The sequence below is a fragment of the Pseudomonas sp. PvP089 genome (assembly GCF_017875165.1).
Classification (GTDB): Bacteria; Pseudomonadota; Gammaproteobacteria; order Pseudomonadales; family Pseudomonadaceae; genus Aquipseudomonas; species Aquipseudomonas fortuita.
In genome coordinates this window covers 1906041-1919379 of record NZ_JAGGME010000001.1, presented here as the reverse complement: position 1 = coordinate 1919379, position 13339 = coordinate 1906041, and the positions used below count along the sequence as shown (strand labels likewise).

The following is a 13339-nucleotide window of genomic DNA, read 5'->3' as shown; positions in this document are numbered from 1 at the left end:
CCTATCAGCCTGCCGGGGGCGTGAAGATCGCCCCCAACTGTTCGCGGCTCTGCGCCATGCCCACATTCTCCTGCAGGCCTTGGCGCAGAAAATCCACAAGCCTGGATTGCAAGGCAATGGCCAGGTCGGTTTCCGGGTCGCCGCCGGCCACGTAGGCGCCCACGCTGATCAGGTCGCGGCTTTGCGACAGCCGCGACCACAGTTGCTTGAACTTTTGCGCCTGGCGCAAGTGGTCGGCGTCGACCACCTGGGGCATGACCCGGCTGATCGAGGCTTCGATGTCGATCGCTGGGTAATGGCCCTCTTCGGCCAACCGGCGCGACAGCACGAAGTGGCCGTCGAGTACACCGCGCGCCGAGTCGGCGATGGGGTCTTGCTGGTCATCACCTTCGGACAATACGGTGTAGAACGCGGTAATCGAGCCACCGCCCGGCTCGCCATTGCCCGCCCGCTCCACCAGCTTGGGCAGCTTGGCAAATACCGACGGCGGGTAACCACGGGTGGCCGGCGGCTCACCGATGGCCAGGGCAATTTCCCGCTGGGCCTGGGCGAAACGGGTGAGCGAGTCCATCAACAACAGCACGTTCTTGCCTTTGTCACGGAAATACTCGGCAATGCGCGTGCAATACATGGCAGCACGCAGGCGCATCAGCGGCGCATCATCGGCAGGTGAAGCCACCACCACCGAGCGCTTGAGGCCCTCCTCACCCAGGATGTGCTCGATGAATTCCTTCACCTCGCGGCCCCGTTCGCCGATCAGGCCAACCACGATGATTTCGGCTTCGGTAAAGCGGGTCATCATGCCCAGCAACACCGACTTACCCACGCCGGTACCGGCGAACAGGCCCAGGCGCTGGCCGCGACCAACGGTCAGCAGGCCATTGATACTGCGGATGCCCACGTCCAGCGGCTTGCTGATAGGGTCACGGTTGAGCGGGTTGATCACCGGCCCATCCATCGGCACCCAGTCCTCAGCCTTCATCCCGCCCTTGCCATCCAGCGCACGGCCGGCGCCATCCAGCACCCGACCGAGCATGCTCATGCCCATGGGCAATCGGCCGCCGTCGTCCAGCGGCACCACCCGGGCGCCGGGGGCGATACCGACAATGCTGCCGACCGGCATGAGGAACACCTTGGGCCCGGCAAACCCCATGACTTCGGCTTCCACCTGGACCGGGTGGTAGCTGTCGTCGTTGATTACCAGGCAGCGGCTACCCACGGCGGCGCGCAGGCCTTCGGCCTCCAGGGTGAGCCCGACCATGCGCAGCAGGCGGCCTTCGACGATGGGTTGGGTCGGCAGCGCGATGGCCTCGGCATAACTGCCCAGGCGCTTGCCGAAGCTGGTGCGCTTAAGGTGCATCAGGGCTTTCCACCGAACGCTCGACGGGGGCGTCCAGGTCTACCGACATGTCTGGCGCCGCCGGGTGCAGAGAATGATCGTGCAACTGGTCGAACAGCTGCGCCACGGTTTTCTCGATGCGCGTTTCCATGGTTGCATCAATGCGGCTATGGGCAGTCTCGATACGGCAGCCCCCCGGTAGCAGTGCGCTGTCTTCCAGCAACCGCCAGTTTTCCTCATGGCGTTCGCGCAGGGCCTTGACCAGCTCGAAGTCCTGCGGGTTGAGGTGAATGCGGATATTGTCCGCCCCCATGGGCAGCAGCTTCAGTGCTTCGCGCAGCACCTGGGTGATCTGGCTGGAGTCGTTGCGCAATTCGCGGCCAATCACCTGGCGGGTCATGTGCGCCACCAGGTGAACGAGGGTTTTCTCGATCTGCGTGTCTTGCTCGGCGATCGGGTCCATCAGGTGGGTCATCAGTTGCTCGAGGCTGTCGAGCTTGGCCTTCAGGGCCGCTTCGGCCTCTTGGCGGACCTTGAGCTGGGTGCTGTGAAAGCCCTCTCGCTCGCCGGTGGCGAAACCTTCGTTGTAGGCTTCCTGGCGGATCGCCTCGAGCTCTTCCAGGGTGAGTGGCTGGACTTCTTCCAGCGGCACTTCCTCGATTTCTTCCTCGACCGCCTCGGGTTCCGGCTCAGGCTCGGGTACGGGCTCTGGCTCCGGGTCGAAGCTGGGCAGCGTCCACACGTCCACGCCCTCGAGGTCGCGGGCGCGGATCAGGTCGCTGGGGTGATGTTCTTTGCTGGACATGTTTTCAGGTACTCACAACCCTGTTCAAAGGGATACAGGTCTGGCCCCTGTGGGAGCGGGCTTGTCCCGCGAAGCAGGCGCCGCGGTGCATGGCACCGGCGTTGCCGGTGTTCGCGGGGCAAGCCCGCTCCTACACAGAACCCTCAAGGCCCGCCGCTAGTGACTCAGATCATTTCCTCGGCACCCTTGCCGCCGAGCACGATCTCGCCGGCCTCGGCCATGCGGCGGGCGATGGTGAGGATTTCCTTCTGCGCCGTTTCCACGTCGCTGACCCGCACCGGCCCTTTGGCCTCCAGGTCGTCGCGCAGCAGTTCCGAGGCACGTTTGGACATGTTCTTGAAAATCTTGTCCTTGACCCGCTCGTCGGCGCCCTTGAGCGACACCACCAACACGTCGGACGACACTTCGCGCAGCAGCGCCTGGATACCCCGGTCGTCGACGTCGGCCAGGTTGTTGAAGACGAACATCAGGTCTTCGATCTGCTCCGACAGGTCGCTGTCGACTTCGCGGATCGCATCCATCAGTGCACCTTCCACGGAGCTGTCGAGGAAGTTCATGATGTCGGCAGCGCGCTTGATACCGCCCAAGGTGGTGCGCGCGGCGTTGGAGTTGCCCGAGAACTGCTTCTCCAGAATCTGGTTCAGCTCTTTGAGCGCCGCCGGCTGCACGGTGTTCAGCGACGACACGCGCAGGACGATGTCCAGGCGCACCTTGTGGTCGAAGTTGCTCAGCACTTCACCCGCCTGGTCAGGGTCGAGGTAAGCGACCACGATGGCCTGGATCTGCGGGTGCTCGTAGCGGATCACGTCGGCGACGGCGCGCGGCTCCATCCACTTCAGGCTGTCCAGGCCGCTGGTGTTGCCACCCAGCAGGATGCGGTCGACCAGGCCGTTGGCCTTGTCCTCGCCCAGCGCCTGGTTGAGCATCTTGCGGATATAGGCATCGGACCCCACGCCCAGGCTGGTCTGGTCGCCGACAATGTCGACGAACTCGCTCATCACCTGCTCCACCTGGTCACGGTGCACATTACCCATCTGCGCCATGGCCACACCCACCCGCTGCACTTCCTTGGGGCCCATGTGCCGCAGTACCTGGGCCGCATCGGTCTCGCCCAGCGAGAGCAACAGGATTGCCGCTTTGTCGACGCGGCTCAGCTTGGCGGTAACGGCTCTGTTATCACTCATCGGCGTTGATCCAGTCTTTGACGACCTGGGCTACACGGCCCGGGTCTTCGGCCACCAGGCCTTTGATTGCGTTGAGCTGTGCCTCGTAACCCTCGCTCGGGCTAGGCAGCAGAATGCTTGTCGGGCCACCCAGGCTGACGCGGTCGTTGGCCAGTTCGCCATCCAACCCCACCATGCCGCCCAGCTCCATGTCGCTATCGGAAGCCGCCTGCTTGCCGCCCCCTGTGATGTTGTTAAGCACCGGCCGCAGCACGCCGAACACCAGCACCAGAATGAACACCACGCCCAGCACTTGCTTGACGATGTCCCAGAACCACGGCTGCTGGTAGAAGGCGATATCGGCGATTTCTTCGCCACGGTCGGCGGCAAATGGCACGTTGATCACCGTCACGCTGTCACCACGGCTGGCGTCGAAGCCGACCGCGTCCTGCACCAGGCGAGTGAAGCGCGCCAGGTCTTCGGCAGCCCACGGCGCACGGCTGGTGGTGCCGGTGGCCGGGTCGATCTTGACCTGGTCGTCCACGACCACCGCCACCGACAGGCGGGTCATGCGCCCCTGCTGCTGACGGGTGTGGCTGATGGAGCGGTCCAGCTCGAAGTTCTTGGTGCTTTGCTGGCGTTTGTCCGACGGGTACGGCGCGAGCATCGGCTGACCGGTGGCCGGGTCCATGACCTGCTGGCCGTTGGCATCCACCAGCGGCTGGCCAGGCTGAATGGCGGCGGCCGGGGTAGCGGCGCCACCGGTGGTTTGCGGTGCCGAAGCGGCGCCTGGCGGCTGGTTGCTCAGCGCACCAGGCACGCCTTGCGGGCCTTGGCTGCTGGCACGTTGCTCTTCAACCGACTGCTCGCTGCGCAATGCTGGCTGATCGGGGTTGAACTGCTCGGCGGTCGACTCGACGGCACTGAAGTCCAGGTCGGCAGACACTTCGGCCTTGTAGCGGTCATTGCCCAGCACGGGCTGCAGGATGTTGCGCACGCGCTGGGTGAGCATGCTTTCCATGCGGCGGCTGTAGTCGTACTGCTTGCCGGCTTCGGTCAGGGCAGAGTCCTGCAACTGCTCGGACAGCAAGTTACCCTTCTGGTCGACCACGGTGACCTGGGATTTATCCAGCTCCGGCACACTGGTCGCCACCAGGTTGACGATGGCCAACACCTGACCGGCCTCCAGGGCACGGCCCGGGTACAGCTCGACCAGCACCGAGGCGCTGGGCTTTCGATCGTCACGCACGAACACCGAGCTTTTCGGGATGGCCAGGTGCACGCGCGCGGCCTTCACGTTGTTCAGGCTGGAAACGGTACGCGCCAGCTCGCCTTCCAGGCTGCGGCGGTAGCGCGTGGCCTCCATGAACTGGCTGGTGCCCAGGCCTTGCTCCTTGTCGAGCAGTTCGAAGCCAACATTGCCATCGCTGGGCGCTACGCCGGCAGCCGCCAGTTTCAGGCGCGCACGGGAGAGGTCGTCGGCCTTGACCAGCAGAGCACCGGAGTTGGGCTCAACGTTATAAGGGATATCAGCGGCACCCAGGGTGTCCATGACCTGCTTGGTGTCCATGCCCGACAGGCTGCCGTACAGCGGACGGTAATCGGGTTGTTGCGACCACAGCACCACGGCAAAGCCGATCGCCACGCTGGCCGCCAGGCCGACCATGAGGCCGACCTGGCGCAGCATGGGCATCTGCGCGATGTTTTCCAGGAACGACATACCTGGCAGCGGGCGCTTGGCCGCTGCCGGGCCCGTCTTGGCGGGGGCGTTGTCGACGACTGCTTCAGCCATGGTTTACGTCCGTCCTCAAACCGGCATCTGCATGATGTCCTGATACGCCTGGACCAGCTTGTTGCGTACCTGGGTCATGGCCTGCATCGACACGCTGGCCTTTTGCGAAGCGATCATCACGTCAGTCAGGTCGACGCCGCTCTTGCCGATCTCGAAGGCATTGGCCAGTTGGGTCGATGCCTGCTGCGTCTCATGCACCTTGCCGATGGCCTGGCCAAGCATGTCGGCAAAGGTACTCTGCCCCGGTGCCAGCTCGGGGGCTGCGGTGACCTTAGGCAGCGACATGGCATCGGCCTGCATGGCCCGCATGTCCAGCATCAGACGATTGAATTCAACACCTTGGCTCATGACCCTTCTCTCTCCTGCGGCCGCATTTTTTTGACACTCATGCGGCGAATAGCCTACGTAAAGCAACAAAGGTGCCAGCCTTGGCAATCACCTTCACGGGTTGGTGCGGCCCCTGTGGGAGCGGGCGAGCCCGCGAACACCGGCGCAGCCGGTGCCAGCCACCGCGTGGGGTTCTTCGCGGGCATGCCCGCTCCCACAGGGTGGTATCCATTCACAGCGGGGCGCAGTGTCAGCCGAACAGGCTGGCCTCGACGTCGAACCCGGCATCGCGCATCTGCGCCAGCTTGTAGCGCAAGGTGCGTGGGCTGATGCCCAGCCGTTCGGCCGCCTCTTTGCGCCGACCGCGCTCGGCGCGCAGGGTGTCGATGATCATCTGGTACTCATGGCGACGCATGTCATCGCCCAGCCCGCTGGCCTCGACTGACACTCCAGGTGATGGCTCTGTGCCAGCTGACAATGGAATGGCGCCTGCCAGACAGAAATCCGCCGCCTCGATCACCCCGCCCTGCTGCAGGATCAGCGCCCGCTGAAGCGCGTTGTCGAGTTCGCGCACGTTGCCCGGCCAGGCATAGGCCTGCAGGCAAGCCCGGGCCTGCGGCGACAGGCGCACCGGGGCGTGTTTCATCTTGGCCGCGTGGCGCGCCAGCAGGCGCTCGGCCAGTTGCAAGATATCGCCCGGGCGCTCACGCAATGGGCACCAGGCCAGGGGGAACACTGACAGGCGGTAGTACAGGTCTTCACGGAAGCGCCCGGCGGCCACTTCGCCAGCAAGGTCGCGGTTGGTCGTGGCCAGCACACGGATGTCCAGGCTGATCGGCTTGCGCCCGCCGACCCGCTCCACCTCGCGCTCCTGCAACACGCGCAGCAGCTTGGCCTGCAAGGCCATTGGCATTTCCGAAATTTCGTCGAGCAACAAGGTGCCCCCTTCGGCCTGCTCGAACTTGCCGGCCTGGGCAGCGATAGCACCGGTGAAGGCACCCTTTTCATGGCCAAACAAGGTGGCTTCGAGCATGTTGTCGGGGATGGCCGCGCAGTTGATTGCCACGAAGGGCTGCGCTGCCCGCGGCGATTGCTGGTGGATGTAACGTGCAAGCACTTCCTTGCCGGTGCCGGATTCCCCGGAAATCAGCACAGTCGAATCACTGCGCGCCACGCGCGCGGCCAGCTCCAGCAACTGGCGGCTGGCCGGCTCGCAGGCCACCGGGCCTTCTTCGGCGACCACCCGCCCCGCGGCATGCCGCTCGACCAGGCTGAGCAGCGCCTTGGGCTCGAACGGCTTGACCAGATAGTCGGCAGCCCCCTGGCGCATGGCCTCGACGGCACGCTCGACGGCGGCGTGCGCCGTCATCAACAGCACCGGCAACTGGGGCTGCTGACGGCGCAACTGGCTCAGCAACTGGTGCCCGTCCATACCGGGCATGTTCACATCGCTGACCACCAGGCTGAAAGCATCATCCAGCACCGCCTCCAGCGCTTCCTCAGCACTGCCCACCGCCTGGTAGGCGAAACCGCCGATTTCCAGGGTATCGCCCAGCGCCTGGCGCAATACGCGGTCGTCCTCGACCAGCAGCACCTTGATTGCCATTACACCCCCTCCGCCAATTGCCCGTCGATCAACGGCAGCTCTACCCGCACGCAGGTGCCACGGCCCACTTTCGAGCGCAGATGCAAACGGCCCTGATGGGCACGCACCACAGCCTGGACCACCGCCAGGCCAAGGCCGGTGCCAGTGGCTTTGGTAGTCAGGAACGGCTCACCCAGACGCGCCAACAACCCGGCGTCGATACCACTGCCCGCATCACTTACGCACAGCTGCAAGGTGCGCTCGCGGCGGAACAGGTGCACCTTCAACCGCGCCGGGCTGTCGCTGGCCTGCAGGGCATTCTCGATCAGGTTGAGCAAGGCACCGACCAAGGTATCGCGATTGCACAACAGCTCACCCAGATGGCTGTCGCACTGCCAGCGCACAGCGTGCCCCTGCACATGGGCCTGGGCCGCCTGCTGCAGGGCCTGGAAAAGGGCTTTTGGGGTAACCCGGTCACCCAGCGGCAACTCGCCACGGGCGAACACCAGCATGTCGCGCACCTGATGCTCCAGCTCGTGCAGGCGCTCCTTCAAGGTACCGGCGAAACGCTGGCGGGTTTCCGCGCTCAACGCTTGCTCGCTATCGGCCAGGTGGCTGGCATAGAGCATGGCTGCCGACAGCGGCGTGCGAATCTGGTGGGCCAGCGAGGCGACCATCCGCCCCAGCGATGACAGGCGCTCGTGGCGGGCCAGTTGGTCTTGCAGGCGACGGGTTTCAGTCAGGTCGTTGAGCAGCACGAGTTGGCCGGGTTCGGCATCCAGCGAGCGGGTGGAGATCGACAGGCGGCGGCCATCGCGCAGCGAGATTTCATGGCCGTCGTCCTTGCGCGGCGCAAAGCTGCGGGCGATTACCTGGCGCCACAATTCGCCGATCAGCGGCTCGCCGAGCAGTTCGCAGGCAGCCGGGTTGGCTTCACGTACAAGGCCATGACCATCGATCACGATTACCCCGCCAGGCAGCAGGTCCAGCAGGTTCTGCAGGCGGTTGGCCAGGCGTTCCTTTTCGCTGAGTTCTTCGATGCGCTGCGCACTGACCACCGCCAGCTCGCCTTTCAGCTCACTGACCCGGGCTTCGAGCAGGCTGTAGGACTGGCTGAGTTGGCTGGACACCTGGTTGAACAGGGCGAAGGCGTGCTCGATACCCTGGTGGCTGTCCTGCTCGATCGGGGCATGCCCCTGCTGATTGGGGGCTCGGGTTACGTGGGCGGCCTGGGGCATCGTGCTCTCTCGCGTGGCTGACCGTCATAAAAACGGTGTGTTGCCAGCGGTGTAGCAATAGCCGTGCCGGAGATGGGGATTTGAGTTGCCTGTGCCGGCCTCTTCGCGGGCTTGCCCGCTCCCACGGGGCCAGCATGGGTTTAAGCCCTGTACTGTACCTATGGGAGCGGGCAAGCCCGCGAAGAGGCCGGCCCAAGCCTACGGCGATGTATCAGTCCGGCAGCCAGGCCTTGCGCCAGTTGCTCAGGTTGTCACCTTCGAGCATCCAGCCGCCCAGCACTGCATCGCGCAGCGCATCACCGGCCTTGGCCGTGGCGTCCAGATCCGAGATGTGCATGCGAATGGCATCTACCCAGCCTCGGAAACGGTTTTTCACCAGTGTGACCGGCAAATCGCTGTAGCCCTGGTAGCAACGCAGGTCGCTGGCGATCACCGGGAAACCACAGGCGCCGTACTCCAGCAGGCGCAGGTTGCTCTTGCACTCGTTGAACAGGTTCTGTTCGACGGGCGCCAGGGCCAGGTCCAGGTTCATCCTGGCCAGCGTCGCGGGGTATTGCTCAATCGAGACACTCGGGTGGAACTCATGAACATAAGGCCGCAGCTTGTCCGGGCACATGCCGAAGAACACCCACTCCACCTCATTGGCCAATTCCTTGACCACGTCCGCGATCACTTCCAGGTCGCCCGTGTGGCTCGCCCCACCCGCCCAGCCGACACGCGGTTTGCGCGACTGCCGGCGCAGGGCTTTGAGGTCTTTCCAGTAGCGGGTGTCCAGCGTGTTGTGCACCACCCGGATATCGCCATGCAGGCCTGCGAAGGCCTCGGCCAGCGGCTGGGTGGAGACGACAAAGCGGTCCACATAGGCCAGGCCGCGACGCAGAGAGCGCAGAATGTCCTTGGGCATGTGCGCCCTGTGCACGCTCTTGAGTGGCAGGTTGGGCAGATAGTCGTCCAGCTCGAAGACCTTGAAGGCCCGCGAAAATGCGTGCATCCGGCGCATGTGCTCAATCTGCTCGTCGCCCACCTGGCGCTGCAGGATGATGCTGTCCGGCTGATAGCGCTCAAGCTCCGCTGGCGCCAGATAATTCCACGCCACCACCCCCTCGGCCAGCCCCTCGCGGTTGAGCGTATCCAGCGGCTGAATGACCCGGTAGTTGCCACACCCCCCTCTGTCCGCCGCATGGGCAAGGACAGTCGGCAGCGGTTTCCAGGACGACAACGGTCGCCAGCTCAGACCGGAGGGCGCCAGGCCGAGGCCATTGTTGGAAGACAGCGAGAAATTCGGGTTGTGGAGCGGGTCGCGTGCCAATACAGGCAGCCAGCGGTCATACAACGCATCTTCTTCTGCGGCGGTGGCCGGCGTTACAGCATCCTCACTGAGCAGCAACTGCACACGCGGCGTCCACACGTTCAGGTAGCCGCCACGGTGCAGGCGCAGGCACAGATCAACATCCGTCCAGCGCTGCAACTCGGGCGCCTCGTCGAAACCGCCTGCCTCCAGGAACAGGCTTTTGCTCACCAGCAAGCACTTGCCGCTGACTGCGACATAGTTCTGATCGATTTGCAGGCGCTGCAGATAGCCGGACGCGTCCATCGGCTGACCAGCAAAGGCTTCGCCAACAGGGCCATTCAGGCCAAGCACGTAACCGGCATGGCTGATGGTGGCGTCCCCCGCCACCAGTTTGGCCCCCACTACGCCGACTTCCTGGCGCATGCCGTGGTTGAGCATCTGCTGCAACCAATCGTTATCGAGCACCGCTGCGCCTTCGTCCAGCCACAGCAAGAAATCACCACGGGCCTGCCCGGCAGCCTGGTTGCGCATTTGCACAGGCGCCATGCCTGCCGGGAATCGCATGCAACGAATGGCATCGGTGCCAAGCCGGGCAACGTTGTCGAGCCAGCTGTTTACTGCCGGGCTGGCATTATCACGCGCCAGCAGCAGCACCTCGTAGTTTCGATAGGTTGTCTTCTCCAGAATGGTTTCCATGCAACGCTGCACCCGCTCGGTGCTGTTGCCCTGGAGCAGAATCAGGATGCTGACCGGTGCGTCACCGGGGGCGCCATAGTCGAGATCATAACGACCGGGCAGACGAGACCCGACGCGGGCGTGGGCAAAGCCGCGGGTCTGCAGATGGCGCTGAATGACACCACGCTCGTCCGGGCAGTCGCGCAGCGACGGGGCATCACAGACCAACAACGGCTCGCTGATATGCCCCAACCCCTCGAAACCGGCAGACTCGATAAGGCGCAGAATGTAATCCAGCTCGAATGCCTGGCCGGCCTCCTGGCGGAAGCCCCCCATCTCCAGCCACACCTGACGGTTGAACAGCCAATGGCGTGACAGGCTTGCCGGCAAACTGAGCAGCAGATCAAGGTTGAGATCAGGGCGCAGCGCGGCGCCCATTTCCGCCCCATCGAAACGCAACCCTTCATCGCCATATACGGCACGACAGCCTGGCGCCGCCAACAGATCAAGCGCGGCAATCAGCAAGCCGCTCGCAGTGAACTCACTCCCCGCCTCTACCAGCATGAACCAGTCGAACTCACCCGCCTGAACTGCCTGGTTCAGCTGATCGCCCAGACTGGCATCGGTCAAACGCATGAAATGCAGCTTGTCCTGCGCCGAAGTCGCGGGTGCCTCGCCCGGCGTCAGCGCCACAATTTTCAACGAGTGATAAAGGCAGTGATCACTATTCAGGCTTTGCAGAGAGGCCTTTAATGAATCTGCGCGCCCATCAGCGTCCACTACGATAATGCCGATCACAGGGCCGCCCTGGTTACCGAGCAGACGCTGTTGGATCAGGCGGCTTTGCATGGCATCCGGAACGCGTTCGGCCAGCCAGGTTTGCAGTGTCAACGCCTTGGGCTTGCCACCCAGATGCTCCAGCATTTGCTGGCGCCCACGCTGTACTTCTTCACTGCCAAGGTCGCCATGGCGCGCATACAACTCGCGATAAAGCGCTGGGTAATCTTTCAGTGCCTGCTCGGAGCGTCGTGCAGGTGCATTGTCGTCCCGGCGCATACGGACTTCCACCGTCTCGCTGCGCACATGATGGAAAGCGCTTCGCGCACTCAGGCGCATGAGGAAATCCCAATCCTCCAGCCCTGCCAGCGACTCGTCGAAGTCCCCCACGGCGAGGGCAAGCGCGCGTGGGCAGGCAAAGGTGTTGATCGGGATGTAGTTGTTTACAAGCAAACGCTCTCGCGAGTAGGCCTCGTGTGGATAGCGTTGTTCACGCGACACCTCGGTCCGCTTGCCTGCCGCAATGGTTTCCTGAATGAAGACTGCATCCGTGTACACCACACTGTCGGGGTGGGTATCCAGCGCTTTGGCCAATGTTTCAAGATGGTCAGGCAGGTACAGGTCGTCGTCGTCCAGATACACGACGTACCGACCCCGGGCCACGTGCAACGCGGTATTACGGGCTGCGGCAGGGCCGCGATTACGGCCTTGGCGGATGTACGTGACAGGGAAATCGTACTCAGCCAGCAGCGACTCGACCGGGTCACCGTTGTCATTGACCAGGATGACGTCAAGGTCCTTGAAGGACTGATGAGCAATGCTGTCCAGCGCATCCTTGAGCAATTGCGGGCGGTTGTAGGTGGTCAGGATAACAGAGAACAACGTCTCATCTTGCTGCCGCGCCTGTTCTTCCAGGCGCTCGCAAAGCCGGCGCGCCCGGGCCCCCAGCTCGGAACCCTGCTCGTCAGGATACAGATCCAGACGCCGCTTGAGGTGCCCCGCCACCTCGCGCTCACGCCCGTGAAGGTGATGCTGCGCATTGCGCTCGAATACGCCTTCGACAATGGCCAGGTGCCCCATCAATGGCTCGCTGGAGGCATAAAACCCGCTCGAATACTGCGCACCATGCCAGCGATAGCTGACACCCGGCATGTCGACGTAGGCGAAATCGGGGTAACGCTCCGCCATCTGCACGACCATTTCCCAGTCACCAGCACCGTAGGTGTTCCCCGGCTTCCAGACACTGCAAAACGCTTCACGCCGGTAGATTACCGCCGAGGGCGTCATGTAAAGGTCGTGGATCAACAGATCAGCGACTTCATTGCGCTCGCCTACGTAATCGCCATTGCGGTATCCCGGATGGCGAGACCGGTTCAAGGGCTGCCCGGCACCATCGACCCAGCGAATGCCGGTATAGCCCACTGCAACGTTGGGATTGTTTTCCAGCGTGGGCAGCAAACGCGTCAGGTGCCCCGGGTTGAAATAGTCATCGGCGGAAAGGAACGTGAAATAACGCCCCTGTGCGATACGCAAGCCATTTCGCCAGTTGTAACCCGGGCCGTAATTGTATCGGTTACGGATGTAACGCACTTTCGGGTTGCTCGCGAATGCCGCCATTACCTCAGCGGTATCGTCCGTGGAAGCGTTGTCCAGGACCAGGATCTCGATATTGTCCACACCCTGATCGAGCACCGACTGAACACACTGGGCCAGATAACGCCCGTAGTTGTAGGTGGGGATGACTACGCTCAGCAGCGGCTCGACGTGGCGTACGGCGGCCGCATCATCGGCGATGGCGCAGGTTACCTGATAAAGCCAGTAGTCTGCCGAGCAGTGGTAATTGCGGGAGTGATCACGGTCTTGCGCTTCCCGCGTAATTGGCCACGCTTGCAATTCGAGCCCATCGCCATCAGCAAGCCTCAAACTGCCGATGTAGGTCCGCGAATGAGCCGTACGCCCTGACCATGCCTGGACCAACACTTTACTGAAAGACGCGTCTTCTTGCAGCGCCTCCGACTGCTCGGCATTACGCAGGAGCAGATACCGTTGCGCCTGCGCTGGCAACTGCAACGGCAACTGAGCCTGGCGCGGATGGGCAATCAGCAGGACAGCATCGGCCTCATCTTCGGCACTGGTAGCCCGTTCGAACCAGATTCCGTTGCTGACGCCATAGACCGCCAGGGGCTCCAGCGGCAATTGCCCCTTCAGTGCTTGCCAATCAGCATCGGACAGCAGGAATGCCTGCTGATCGCCCAGGCAATAGCCGGCAACCCGTACCCGCCAAGGTTGCCCGATACAACGACCACCCGCGATCAAAGCCCAATTCGTCATGCTGTCACTCCCCTAA

General features: G+C 63.4%; 8 protein-coding genes. All 8 read right to left on the bottom strand.

Annotated features, from left to right (window positions below; genetic code table 11):
- Positions 1-4: 4 nt before the first annotated feature.
- Positions 5-1360, bottom strand: a complete 1356-nt coding sequence (gene fliI, locus J3A71_RS08910) for a flagellar protein export ATPase FliI (protein ID WP_060519404.1) — start codon at positions 1358-1360, stop codon at positions 5-7.
- Positions 1350-2144 carry a flagellar assembly protein FliH gene (gene fliH / locus J3A71_RS08905; protein WP_095117236.1) on the bottom strand — a complete coding sequence of 265 codons (795 nt, stop codon included), beginning with the start codon at positions 2142-2144 and terminating at the stop codon, positions 1350-1352. Before fliH ends, fliI begins: the two co-directional genes overlap by 11 nt.
- A 164-nt stretch (positions 2145-2308) precedes the next feature.
- Positions 2309-3328: a flagellar motor switch protein FliG gene (gene fliG / locus J3A71_RS08900; protein ID WP_016488432.1), complete on the bottom strand. Its 1020-nt coding sequence runs from the start codon at positions 3326-3328 to the stop codon at positions 2309-2311.
- The gene (gene fliF, locus J3A71_RS08895) at positions 3321-5099 is read right to left on the bottom strand and encodes a flagellar basal-body MS-ring/collar protein FliF (protein ID WP_096426594.1); all 1779 of its coding nucleotides are present in this window, start codon (positions 5097-5099) and stop codon (positions 3321-3323) included. Before fliF ends, fliG begins: the two co-directional genes overlap by 8 nt.
- A gap of 15 nt (positions 5100-5114) precedes the next feature.
- Complete coding sequence (gene fliE / locus J3A71_RS08890; RefSeq protein WP_003254438.1) at positions 5115-5447, bottom strand: flagellar hook-basal body complex protein FliE; 333 nt, start codon at positions 5445-5447, stop codon at positions 5115-5117.
- 229 nt (positions 5448-5676) lie between these two features.
- The gene (locus J3A71_RS08885) at positions 5677-7032 is read right to left on the bottom strand and encodes a sigma-54 dependent transcriptional regulator (RefSeq protein ID WP_095117238.1); all 1356 of its coding nucleotides are present in this window, start codon (positions 7030-7032) and stop codon (positions 5677-5679) included.
- A complete protein-coding gene (locus tag J3A71_RS08880; protein WP_060519401.1) occupies positions 7032-8249 on the bottom strand; it encodes an ATP-binding protein in 1218 nt (405 codons plus the stop codon). The genes J3A71_RS08885 and J3A71_RS08880 overlap by 1 nt, the downstream gene beginning before the upstream one ends.
- Positions 8250-8460: 211 nt before the next feature.
- Positions 8461-13323, bottom strand: coding sequence for a glycosyltransferase (locus tag J3A71_RS08875; RefSeq protein ID WP_231995284.1), 4863 nt, complete (start codon positions 13321-13323; stop codon positions 8461-8463).
- Positions 13324-13339: the final 16 nt, after the last annotated feature.